Here is an 11,941-nt window from a genome sequence, read left to right as displayed (position 1 = left end):
GGCATCGCCACCCGATACGACAAGACCCCGGACAGCTACCTCGCCGGCCTCCACCTGCGCGCCTCGATGATCTGGGTCAAAGACCTCACCCGGACCACCCGATGATCACGACTCGATACGCGCCCTAGAAGGACTTTGCCATTCCTTGACCAGCGGGCGCCATCATCACCATCCCATATTGTCAGAGGGGCGTGATGGAGTTCCTCCTCCGGGAGTCACATCGGGGAGGGCGTGACATGGTCGATGTGCGGCTGCACGGAAAATCCGAGGGGCTGGTCAAGCCGTATCCCGTCATCGGGCATCTCATCGACTCGGCGATGGTATGCGGAGCCGTGTGGGGCCACGTTCTGAGCGAGGGTCAGCGCAACCGGATTTCCGGAGCCCTGGGCGTTGATGCGTCCACTGCCAGGCAAATCGTCATGTTCTGGGCTGGGCTGCACGACCTGGGAAAAATCATGCCGCAGTTCCAGGACATGATCCTCGAAGTAAGGCCGGATCACCGCAGGTTCCTGTCCGAGGATGGGTACGCACACGACCGACAGGAGGATGCCAAGGCCGGTAGAACACGGCACGAGAACGCCACCCACGCGGCCCTGCCGCAACTCCTGCTCCAACTCGGCTATCCAGCCACAGGGGGCCGCCTGGCCAAACTCCTGGCGGTGCAGGTGGCTCAGATTTTGGGCGGCCATCACGGGCGTTACCCATCGGACAGTGATCCGCGGGATCTGCGTGACCCGTCGGCCCGTATGCCCGAACTCGGCTGTGGTGAGTGGGCGGAGCAACGGCAGCAGCACACCGAGGCCCTGCATGAGGTGCTTGGGAGACCGGCGGTGCCCGACTGTCGTGCGATGCCGGTGCCTGCAGCGGTAGTGGTTGCCGGCATGGTGATCGTCTCCGACTGGATTGCCAGCCAGGAGCACGTGATCGAGGTTCAGCAGAAGCTGATCGAGAAGCAGGAGGAGTTCGGCTCCCTCCCCACCTTGCGACTCCATGCCCGCAACGCGGAACGCATGGCGCCTGCCCTTGTGGAGGACGCCGGTCTGGGACGAGCCACCTTCAAAACCGGCGGGTTCCATGACCTGTTCCCCCGGATTCGATCCCCCTATCCACTGCAGTTGAGCGTGGCGGAAGGGCTGTCCGGCACCAACCTGCGGGAGCCGGGAATCCTGCTCGTGACGGCGCCCACAGGAGACGGCAAGACGGAGACCGCGCTCTACGCCGCCTCACTGATGGGAGCCGGCTGCGGAAGCGCCGGACTGTTCTTCGCCCTCCCCACGCAGGCCACGGCGAATCAGATGTACGGCAGGCTGGTGGAGTTCGCGGAGCGGAATCTACTGGATTCGGCCTCGTTGACCCTGTTGCACGGTGCGGCCGAGCTGTACCTCCCCTACACCGGGCCACCGTCCGACGGGGCCACGGACGTTCCCGAGCCGCGGGTCCTGTCCGACTGCGAACCGGGGGCCGGGCGAGAAGCTCGGGTCTCCGTGGAGGCGGGGCGCTGGCTGCGCAGCCGCGGTCGGGGCATCCTGGCGCCATTGGCCGTCGGCACGATTGACCAGGCTCTGATGGGCGTCCTGCCGCTGAAACGGAACGCGCTGCGGCACCTCGGGTTGGCCGGGAAGACGGTGATTGTCGACGAGGCCCACGCCTACGACGCCTACACCCACGCCCTGCTGCTTCGATTGCTGGAGTGGCTGGGTGCTCTGGGCGTTCCCGTCGTACTGCTCTCGGCCACGCTTACCGGGGACATCGCGCGTGGGTTGGTTCGGTCCTATCTGGCCGGTGCCGAGCCCTCCGGTGCCTCCCGGGAGGTGCCGGTGCCGGCCTACCCGGGGTGGCTCTATGCCTCGGCGCGGGACAACTTGATCATCGAGCCGCCCGACCCACTTCGCAGTGAACGGGAGCGCGAGCTCGTGGCGGATGTCCGCCGCACCGTACACACTTACGACCCCGACCGGCCCGATGGTCGACTGGCCGCGGTGCTGGACGCACTCGACGGTGTGGCGGACGGCGGTGGGTGTGCGGCGGTCATCTGCACCACCGTGGCTGAGGCCCAGCAGACCTATGAAGCTCTTCGCGAGCACTACCGCTCCCGTTATGGGGCGGACTACCTCGGTTGGGACGATCGTTCGACGCAGGATGGCGAGCGGCAGGATTCCGCAGCCGGCCCCCGGCTCCGGCTGCTCCATGCTCGATTCCCGGCATGGCGCCGCACCGGGATCACCGCCGAGGTGGAGAGTTGGTTCGGCCGCACCGACAAACCGGGGGTATGCCGCCCCACCGGACCCCGCGGCGCCGTTCTGGTCGCCACCCAGGTGATTGAGCAGTCTCTTGATCTCGACTTTGACCTGATGGTCTCCGACCTGGCTCCCATGGCCATGCTGCTGCAGCGAGCCGGTCGGATCTGGCGGCATCTGGATCCGGCGCCGCCTCGGCCCGCCTGGGCTCTGGCCCCACGGCTCGTCGTCCTGGCCCCGGTGGGAAGGGACGGCCACTTGGCGGTGCCGAAGACATGGGGAGAGGTGTACCAGCCTTCTTTGCTCCAACGCACGCTGGAGCTTCTCGACCGACACGGCAAGACGCCGATCACCGTTCCCGATGACGTTCAGTCCCTGGTGGACGAGGTATATGCGGAGGAGTTCACCTCCGTCGCCCCGGACAAATTGATGGAACGCGACTTCCGTCGGTTGGCCGACGACATGGCTCGTAGCGCCATGGCCGACATGGTCGCTCTGCCCCCACCACATCGGGTCACCTCCCTCTACACCCTGACGACCAGCGACGCCGATGAAGAACTGGTTCGCACGCGGCTGGGGGCCGATTCCGTCCAGGTGCTGCCCGTGTTCGAGAACGGGGATGGACAGTGGTTGGACAGGGAGTGCAGCGTTGCGCTGCCCGAGTTCGGTCGAGGGCGCGAGGGACGCTTCATCGTCTCCGAGGTCCGCGATCTGCTCTCCTACGTGGCTCCTCTTGCCCACGGGAGTTGGCGCCAGGCGTGTGGCCCAGCGAACGAGCCTCCTGTCGCGTGGAGCAAGGAGCCCCGACTGGCCCGCATCGTCCTTCTCCCACAGCGAGTCACGGGTGACGAGGTGGAAGGGGCAATGCTCGGGGAGCACCAGATTACGTACAACCACGAACTGGGTTTGATCGTAAGACGATCAGATTCGAAAAGCTAACGTCCCTGTTCTCAACCTTGGATCAGATGAGGCCTGCGTCAGCTACTTTGGTGTCGTCGCGACGAGCCGCAGCACTCGCCGCCTCCGCATCCAGTGAAGGGGGCGAGTGCTGCGGTCTCCCCCCGCCTGCGCGGGGAGCGGAGCCCAGGGCAGTCAAACCGTCCCTGTTCTCAACCGGCTCACCTCCGCCTGCGCGGAGCCTCTCCGCTCATCGCGGAAGTCCTCAGACTACGGCTTCCCTTATTCAGCTGTCCCTATCCACTCATACGTGATTCACGTGATCGGGGTGTTGTTTCCGAATGTCCCCTGATGCGGTCGATGACGACCGCTTCCCACTCGACCTCCGACCGTGGGTGCCCGTCTCCGTGAACGGCGTCACGGAGCGGGTGGGGCTGCGTGGGTTGTTCCTCCGTGCCCATGAGCTGGAAGGGCTGGCGGTGGTTGTCCCTCCCGCTGCCTCCGGGTTGATGCGAGTTCTGTACGCCATGACTGCCCGGATCACCGGTCTGTGCGAGCTGGTCGAGGGGGATACCGATGCCTGGTTGGACCGGCGCTACGAGCTCCTCGAGAATGGCGAGGGGTTCGACCCGGACGCAGTGGTCGCGTACTTCGACGAGCACATGGAGGGGCTGCGCTTGCACGACCCCTCCCGGCCGTTCCTGCAAGACCCCCGCCTGGCGGAAGAGTGCACCGGTTCCTCCGGGGTCAACAAGCTGGTGATGTCCCGCCCCGCAGGCAGCAACCAGGTGTTCTTCGGGCACTTCTTCGATGCCCAACAGGTGGCACTCCCGTCCGGGGAGGCGGTGCTCCACCTCTTGGCCCAGCTCTACTACGGTCCATCCGGGCAGTGCACCCCGCGCATCGTCGACGGAAAGCGTTACGGCAACACCATGGCCGGACCGCTGCGCCGCAGTTTGTCCTGTCATCCGATGGGACGGAACCTCTACGAGACCCTGGTGCTGGGCATCCCCGCACCCGGCACATGGCCGTCGGGCACCGATGACGATGTCGACGCCTGTCCCTGGGAACGCACGGAACCGATCGGTCCCCTCGCCCTGCCGAAACCCGCGGCCGGTCCACTGTCGATGCTCACTGAGCAGTACCAGCATGCCATCCTCCTGCGTCCCGACTCGGACGGAGAGGGCGTAGTAGATGCGAGGATCACTTGGGCCCTGCGCGTCAACCGCCCCGAGCACCCCGACCCGTACCTCATCTGGGACGAGACCAAGGAGGGCACCCCGCGCCCGCGGTACGCCGACGCGGAACGGGCGCTGTGGCGCGACTTGGACGCCATGATCCTCCAGAAGCGGAGCGACGGTGGACGCAGGCCACCGATTTTCGACGAGTTGACGGGGACACAGCTTCCCGAGCCGGTTTTCCGGAACCTGCGGGTCACCGCCTACGGGTTCGACCAGGATGGCCAAACGCGGGATCGCACCTACTTCAGCGCTATGACCCCGCCGCTGTTCCCCCTTCTCGACTCCACCGGGAGCAAAACCGACACCGCGCTGGCCCTGGGGGTCAAGGAAGGTCGCGACGCGGCAGAGAAGGCCGCCTGGCACCTGAGGACCGCGTTGCGCACCGCTTGGCGCGCCTACACCACACCATTCGCGGAGGACCGTCCCGGCGGTGGACGAACAACCAAAGCCTCGAAGAGCGGACCGGCAAAAGGAACGGGGCCCTGGCCCGAAGCCGCACTGGCCGCTTACTGGCCAGCGGCCGAAGAACACTTCTGGCACCTGCTGGACATCAAGGACTTCACCGACGCCCTCCCGTCCTTCGGACGGCTCGCCCTGCGCATCTACGACGACATCACCGCGCCGGTGGCCGCCGAACCACGCGGTGCCAGGGCTCGTGAGAGTGCACGCGGACTGGTAAGGGCTCTGCTCGCCCGGGAGCGCGGATCGGCACGCTGACCATCCCCACAACCGGCCGCTCAACTGCGGTCACGAGCCTTGGGCCCGCCCTTTGCTCCAGCCGCCCACGCCGACAAGACCATTAGCAGCGAAAGAAGCCGAGGATGAACGCCACCGACGAGGACCACATCCCGCCCCCGGGCGACCCGACACCCCCGGCGCCACGCCACGATCGCCTCACCGCCTATGACGCGTTCGTCGAACGAGTACGCAAAGCCTGCGCCGGTCCCGGCACCCAGCAGGCGCTCCGCCGTGGCCTGGCCAAACCCGTGCACGAGGTACCGGCCCGGACCCACGCGGCACTCCTGCGGGACGGCCTCATCCCCGACCATGCTCAAGGGGAGGAACGGCGGGCCCACTATGCCGTAGCCGCGCTGATCGCGGCACGCCCGCGGGCCGAACGCACCGCGGACGCCACTCGGACCGGCCGAGCCGCCGCCGAGCAACCACCCGACAACACGGCTTCGCCCATGGCCATCACGAGCCCCGACCGGAAACCGTCCTGGGGGACGAGTCTGGGCGCGAGCCTCGCGCAAGCCGTCATCCGTGACAAGAGCCGGGGGAGCGGCATCGAATCACGGCTGCACCTCCTGGTTCGGCAGGAGACCGACGGGCTGCACCGCATGCTCCCCGCTGTACTGCGACTGCTCGGCTCGACGGGCGTGCCCGCCGATCACGGGCGCCTCCTGTACGACATCGCACGCTGGACCCACCGGCGCGAGGAGATCTCCACCCGTTGGCTGGAGGACTACTACCGCACTCTCCGTCGCTCCGAACCGGCCGAGCACAGCGGGGACTGACCGGCGGCCACCGCGCCACCGCACGAAGAATCCACACCACTTCTCTTTTCGAACAGAACCGGGAATCGAACCATGACCACGCCCACGACCTCCACCGCGGCGAAGATGGACCCCGCCGAGCAGGCCCCCCGCTTCCTCGACGTCCACATCCTCCAGGCACTGCCGTTCAGCAACGTCAATCGTGATGACCTCGGCTCGCCCAAGACCGTGACTTTCGGCGGCAGTACCAGGACCCGTGTCTCGAGCCAGGCATGGAAGAGGCCGACCCGGCTGGCGGTCGAGGCACGCATCGGGGAGCGGGCCCTGCGCTCCCGCCGGCTGCCCCTTCAGGTGGCCAAGGCCCTCACGGCACGTGACTGGCCCCGTGACCTGGCCGAACTGGCCGGAGCCCAGGTCATCCGCTCCACCGAGTCCAAGCTCGACCTGGAGAAGGACGACCTGATCACCGCCTCCTTGCTGTTCCTCCCCGACAGCGCGGCCCAGAAGCTGGCCGACATCGCGGAGGAACACCGGGAAAAACTGGAGAAGGCGCTGGGCACCAAGGCCGCGGCCAAGCCGTTGCTTCCCAAGGAAGCGGTGCACGAGGTCATGAAGTCCCGCAACGGCTCCATTGCCCTCTTCGGCCGTATGCTCGCCGAAATCCCCGGCGCCGGAGTCGACGGCGCCGTACAGGTCGCCCACGCCTTCACCACCCACAGCACATCGGTGCAGGCCGACTTCTTCACCGCCGTTGACGACGTCGACCAGTGGGCCACCGACGCGGGAAGCGCCCACATGAACACGGGTGAGTACAGCAGCGGCGTCTTCTACCGATACGCCACCCTCGACCTGCGTGACCTGGCCAAGAACACCGCCGACCCGGCCACCGCGAAGGAACTGGCCGAGGCGTTCCTCACCGCCTTCATCCAGAGCATGCCGTCGGCCAAGAAGAACTCCACCGCTCCCCACAGCATCCCCGACCTCGTCCACGTCGCCGTCCGCTCCGACCGGCCGGTATCCCTGGCCGCGGCCTTCGAGAAGCCGATCAAGGCCGGGTCGACCGGCTGGAGTGAGCCCTCCCGCGCCGCCCTGGCCGAATACGCGGCGAAGGTGAGCAGACTCCTGGGAACCGCCGGCCTCGTCCACAGCGCCTACGCCGGCGTGGAGGACACCACCGAGTGGGAAGGACTCGGCTCCGGGGCCGTCTCCTACCCCGAGTTGGTGACCGGGGCCCTGACCGCCGCCTGGCCGCAGGACGGGAGCACTACGGCGTGAGCGGCAGCGGCCTCCTGATCCAACTCGGCGGCACGCCATTGCAGTCATGGGGCGAGCACAGCGCCTTCACCGACCGCGACACCGTCGCCCACCCCACCCGCTCCGGACTCATCGGCATGATGGCCTCCGCCTTCGGCATCCCCCGCGAGGAGGCCGTCGCCGACGCCCCGGACACTTCGGTGCCGCAGACGCTTTTCACCCGTCTCACCCGCCTGCGGTTCACCATCCGACACGACCGTCCCGGCGTCCGGCTGCGCGACTTCCACAGCGTCGGGGGCGGTTACCCCGCCCACCGCACGGTGCCCACGGCCAAGCAAGAGCGACGCAAACTTGAGGGTGCCACCATCATCTCCCGCCGCCACTACCTGGCAGACGCCGTCTTCACCGTCGCCGTCACCGCCCCCGACGACCCGGACCTGACAGGCGAGTGCGCCCGCGCTCTGGCTGCACCCCACTGGCCACTCCATCTCGGCCGCCGCTCCTGTCCACCGGGTGCCCTGTTCCTCCTGGCCACCGATGTGCGCGACCCGGTGACCGAATTGCTGCACGTCCCCCTGGCCCGACCCCGCCCCGGGAACAGACCACCGGACAGCGCCGGGAAGAGCGACGGAAACGACGCCCCCGCGACCGTCACGGTGCGGTTCACCGCGGACGCGCCCTTCCCGGCGGATTTCACGGCCTCGGTATCCAGCCGGAGTCCCGCCACCACCCTGAACGACGAACCCCTGCGGTTGAGACCCCTCGACCGCGTCTACCGCAGCCGTCCGGCGTATACGGCTAGCCGCCCGCTGCCCGCCGATCTGTGCAAGGGCTACGGCCCGGACTACCTCGACGCCCTGGCCGCCCACTTCCATCCGTCCACGTCCGAACGGACCGAGGCATGACCACCGCGACATCTTCCGACCACCTCACCTCCACCACGGAGGCATGGCTCACCCGCCTGCGACTCAACACCGCCAGCCGAGCGGTGCAACAGGATCTCCGAAACGCCACCGCCCTGCACCGACGTGTCATGAGCCTCGTACCCGACGGCCTCGGCGACGCCCCTCGTTCCCGCGCCGGTGTCCTGTTCCGCCTGGAGACCGACGGCACCGGAGTCCCCGTCCTGCTCGTCCAAAGCCGCATCGCCCCGGACACCACACGCCTGCCGCACCACTACGCCGAAACACAGACCAAGGGCCTACACGCTCTGCTCACCGCCCTGAGCCCTGGTCTCCCGGTGCGCTACCGACTGCTGGGCAACGCCGTCCGCCGATGTGGACGCAACAGCACCGAAGGCCGCTGGAAGCAGGCCATCCCCCTCCACGGTGAAGAAGCCGACCGCTGGTGGACGGAGCGGGCCACGGCAGCCGGCCTCGCCCTGAACACGGTCCTGTCCGAGCCCGCGGAACCGCTCACCGCCTGGCATCACCCCGCCGACCGGAACGGCGCCCAGCCCCGGGAAGTGAAGGGCGGCGGCAAACGGGCCACGGACCGCGTCGTGGTGCCCCACCAGGCCACCCGATTCGAGGGCACCGCGACGGTCCGGGACCCCCGGGCCCTGCGCCACGCGCTGCTGCACGGCATCGGCCGCAGCAAATCCTACGGATGCGGGCTGCTCAGCCTCGCCCCCGGCAGACAAGACGGCTGAGGAGAACAGACATGACGGACTTCGCAACCTCCCGCTCCCAACGGGACAGGAGCACGGCCCGACGCCGTATCGCCGCGCCCACGCTCGCCATGTTGCCCCGAGTAGGCGACTCGCTGTCGTTCCTGTACGCGGACGTGGTCCGCATCGTCCAGGACGACACCGGGGTCTGCGCCGAGACCACCACCGCCGACGGGGAAACCACCCGCGTCTATCTGCCCACATCGGCGCTTTCCTGCGTTCTCCTCGGCCCCGGAACCTCCATCACCCAGCCCGCGATGGCCACCTTCGCCCGACACGGAACCACCGTCGTGTGTACCGGCTCCGGCGGCGTCCGCTGCTATTCCGCCACCACCTCCGACGCGCTCACCACTCGATGGCTCGAACACCAGGTCCACCAGTGGAGCGATCCGGAGCGACGCCTGGCCGTGGCTCAGCAGATGTACCTCAAGCGCTTCAACATCGCCGTTCCACCGAACACCCCCCTCAACAAGTTGCGGGGCCTGGAGGGGCAGCGGATCAAGGCCCTCTACAAACACCTGACCCAGCAACACCGCATCGGCCGCTTCAGGCGCAACTACGACCCGGCGGCCTGGGACGAGCAGGACCCGGTCAACCTAGCCCTGTCCTCGGCCAACACCTGCTTGTACGGCATTGTCCACGCCGCCATCGTTGCCCTCGGCTGCTCACCGGCTCTCGGCTTTGTGCACCAAGGAAAACAGCACGCGATGGTCTACGACATCGCCGACCTCTACAAAGCCGAACTCACCATCCCTCTCGCTTTTTCACTGCACGACTCCTCAAACCCCGAGGCCATGGCCCGTCGCGGCTTCCGAGAAGGGCTGCGTCTGTACAGGCTGCTGCCGAGGATCGTCGCGGACATCCAAGCCCTCCTCGCCCCCGACGAGTCGAAACAGATACCGGACGGCCACGCCGTAGAGATGGTCAACCTCTGGGACCCGGAAACCGGCTCCGTCCCAGCCGGCGTGAACTACGCGCATCACGGAGACCGGATTCATGCCCCCGAGTCCGCTGAGGAAGCACTCGAAGAAAAAGACCTCGACCGCCCGAACTGAGCCCTGCGCGCTCTTTCCCGGAAGGCTGCCGTCCAATGCCGTCCATGACCGTTCTCTCCACAACAGCCGTTCCCGACCACATCCGCGGCGCCCTCACCCGCTGGATGACCGAACCCGCCCCCGGCCTCTACGTCGGCACCCTTTCGGCGCGCGTACGCGATGAACTTTGGCGAGTGGTCAGCGCGTCCATGGGTGAGGGCGCGGCAGTGCTCATCCACCCGGAGGCCAACGAGCAGGGCTACGCCCTTCTCACGGCAGGCGAACGTCGACGCATCCCGATCGACTTCGACGGCCTCACCCTCGTCGCCTTTCGTCCGGAGGAGTTCATGGAAGATGTGGAAGCGCCTTTCTGAGCTGATTCCCAACGCCTGGGGAATCGCAAGGGCAATCACAACCACGTAAGTGAGAAGGGCGCGGCCGAGCTGCGCCGCCACCGGGGCATCGACTGACTTTTCCGGAACCGGTGTCAGACGGACCGGGACGGGTCCTGTGGCGGGAGTCGCGCGGTCGCCCCACCCTGCAGAGCGGCCCTGCCCTTTTCCTCACCCCTCGGAGGAATAGCCACGACCAACCCGGCGCCCTCGCGGACGATCGCACGGCAGTCCGCGAAGTGACGCGCGGTCTCGGCGCGCCACTTCGGCAGGTCGTGTGGCCTCACCGGTGACCGCCCCAGGGTGCGGCCAGCGACGGCTCCGCGGACCAACTCGGCGCTGTCGGAGGGGGAGGGCGGGAACTTCGCTGCGCTCCGCGGCACGGATCATTTCGGTCGGAGGTCGGAGGTCGGTCAGGGAGGGCCGGACCTCCCCCGCTCGCGCGGGGAACACGCTCAGAGGGCCCTCACAGCCGCGGAGCACGACGGACCACCCCCGCTCGCGCGGGGAACACGGGGAAGACCCGGCCGCCGAAGGAGGCCCCGACGGACCACCCCCGCTCGCGCGGGGAACACGTGAAGCGCCACATGCTGGCGTTCTACAAGCGAGGACCACCCCCGCTCGCGCGGGGAACACTCCGCCCGCAGGTCCGCCGGGATAGGCAGGTGCGGACCACCCCCGCTCGCGCGGGGAACACGGTGCGGGGAATGATCGGCCACCGCCCCAACGCGGACCACCCCCGCTCGCGCGGGGAACACGGTTTGACCTGCAGGGCCTTGTACTCCCAGCCCGGACCACCCCCGCTCGCGCGGGGAACACCCCTGCCCCGACTCCGCAGCCATCCCCGCGGGCGGACCACCCCCGCTCGCGCGGGGAACACACGCAGTCACACCGCGGATGCCGGGCGAAGCCCGGACCACCCCCGCTCGCGCGGGGAACACAGCCGCTCCAGCTCCTCCACCGTGCGCGGCATCGGACCACCCCCGCTCGCGCGGGGAACACGCGATCGTGGCGGTGGCGATGACGATCCGCTGCGGACCACCCCCGCTCGCGCGGGGAACACATCTGCGGCAGCCCCCGGAACCACACCGCGGCCGGACCACCCCCGCTCGCGCGGGGAACACCTGCCCCCGACCTCCCGGACCGCCTCACCGCCGGACCACCCCCGCTCGCGCGGGGAACACGAATCCTGGGGACGCAAGTCGTCTCGAACCAGCGGACCACCCCCGCTCGCGCGGGGAACACTGCCGATCCCGTGCCGGCCGGCCCCGGGAACCCGGACCACCCCCGCTCGCGCGGGGAACACCGATGGACTGGCGCATCCCGATCGCCACGGGCCGGACCACCCCCGCTCGCGCGGGGAACACGTGACCGCGAGCAGCTGTTGAGCGAGATGGGTCGGACCACCCCCGCTCGCGCGGGGAACACGCCGCCTTGGCGCTCTTGGAGCGGCGTTCGCGCGGACCACCCCCGCTCGCGCGGGGAACACACGGTCACGCCATCGGCCGTGATCGCGTCGCTCGGACCACCCCCGCTCGCGCGGGGAACACGTGTCGGTCGTGTCGGTCGGCGGACCACCCCCGCTCGCGCGGGGAACACTGGGCCGCGGCCGAGGGCGTCATCTACAGCACCGGACCACCCCCGCTCGCGCGGGGAACACGTACCCCTTCCGGCCCGCTCATCCCCCGCCCCCGGACCACCCCCGCTCGCGCGGGGAACAC

General features: G+C 68.5%; 8 protein-coding genes and 1 CRISPR repeat array. All 8 genes read left to right on the top strand.

All coding sequences use genetic code 11. The annotated features are described in order from the left end of the window. Positions 1 to 236 precede the first annotated feature (236 nt). Positions 237 to 3,176, top strand: coding sequence for a CRISPR-associated helicase Cas3' (cas3, locus tag FOE67_RS05820; RefSeq protein ID WP_182661137.1), 2,940 nt, complete (start codon positions 237 to 239; stop codon positions 3,174 to 3,176). 299 nt (positions 3,177 to 3,475) lie between these two features. Further along, on the top strand, positions 3,476 to 5,092 hold the full coding sequence (gene casA, locus FOE67_RS05815) for a type I-E CRISPR-associated protein Cse1/CasA (RefSeq protein ID WP_182661135.1): 1,617 nt from the start codon (positions 3,476 to 3,478) through the stop codon (positions 5,090 to 5,092). Between the two features lie 104 nt (positions 5,093 to 5,196). After that, positions 5,197 to 5,892, top strand: coding sequence for a type I-E CRISPR-associated protein Cse2/CasB (casB, locus tag FOE67_RS05810; RefSeq protein ID WP_182661133.1), 696 nt, complete (start codon positions 5,197 to 5,199; stop codon positions 5,890 to 5,892). A 72-nt stretch (positions 5,893 to 5,964) separates the two neighbouring features. Next, entirely contained in the window at positions 5,965 to 7,146 is a 1,182-nt protein-coding gene (gene cas7e, locus FOE67_RS05805) for a type I-E CRISPR-associated protein Cas7/Cse4/CasC (RefSeq protein ID WP_228473586.1), read from the top strand. After that, the gene (gene cas5e, locus FOE67_RS05800) at positions 7,143 to 8,030 is read left to right on the top strand and encodes a type I-E CRISPR-associated protein Cas5/CasD (protein WP_182661130.1); all 888 of its coding nucleotides are present in this window, start codon (positions 7,143 to 7,145) and stop codon (positions 8,028 to 8,030) included. Before cas7e ends, cas5e begins: the two co-directional genes overlap by 4 nt. Beyond that, on the top strand, positions 8,027 to 8,776 hold the full coding sequence (cas6e, locus tag FOE67_RS05795) for a type I-E CRISPR-associated protein Cas6/Cse3/CasE (protein WP_182661128.1): 750 nt from the start codon (positions 8,027 to 8,029) through the stop codon (positions 8,774 to 8,776). Before cas5e ends, cas6e begins: the two co-directional genes overlap by 4 nt. Before the next feature lie 11 nt (positions 8,777 to 8,787). Continuing rightward, positions 8,788 to 9,849, top strand: coding sequence for a type I-E CRISPR-associated endonuclease Cas1e (gene cas1e / locus FOE67_RS05790; protein WP_182661125.1), 1,062 nt, complete (start codon positions 8,788 to 8,790; stop codon positions 9,847 to 9,849). Between the two features lie 35 nt (positions 9,850 to 9,884). Next, entirely contained in the window at positions 9,885 to 10,202 is a 318-nt protein-coding gene (gene cas2e / locus FOE67_RS05785) for a type I-E CRISPR-associated endoribonuclease Cas2e (protein ID WP_182661123.1), read from the top strand. 442 nt (positions 10,203 to 10,644) lie between these two features. Next, a CRISPR array of direct repeats spans positions 10,645 to 11,941; the repeat unit is 29 nt; unit sequence CGGACCACCCCCGCTCGCGCGGGGAACAC.

The organism is Streptomyces calidiresistens (genome assembly GCF_014141525.1).
GTDB classification, from domain to species: domain Bacteria; phylum Actinomycetota; class Actinomycetes; order Streptomycetales; family Streptomycetaceae; genus Streptomyces; species Streptomyces calidiresistens.
The sequence above is the reverse complement of the archived record's forward strand: the minus strand, read 5'-3'. Positions and strand labels throughout refer to the sequence as shown.

Coding starts and splice junctions, on each gene's coding strand:
- cas3 (WP_182661137.1), top strand. CDS start 237: ATGGTCGATGTGCGGCTGCACGGAAAATCCGAGGGGCTGGTCAAGCCG.
- casA (WP_182661135.1), top strand. CDS start 3,476: ATGTCCCCTGATGCGGTCGATGACGACCGCTTCCCACTCGACCTCCGA.
- casB (WP_182661133.1), top strand. CDS start 5,197: ATGAACGCCACCGACGAGGACCACATCCCGCCCCCGGGCGACCCGACA.
- cas7e (WP_228473586.1), top strand. CDS start 5,965: ATGACCACGCCCACGACCTCCACCGCGGCGAAGATGGACCCCGCCGAG.
- cas6e (WP_182661128.1), top strand. CDS start 8,027: ATGACCACCGCGACATCTTCCGACCACCTCACCTCCACCACGGAGGCA.
- cas1e (WP_182661125.1), top strand. CDS start 8,788: ATGACGGACTTCGCAACCTCCCGCTCCCAACGGGACAGGAGCACGGCC.
- cas2e (WP_182661123.1), top strand. CDS start 9,885: ATGCCGTCCATGACCGTTCTCTCCACAACAGCCGTTCCCGACCACATC.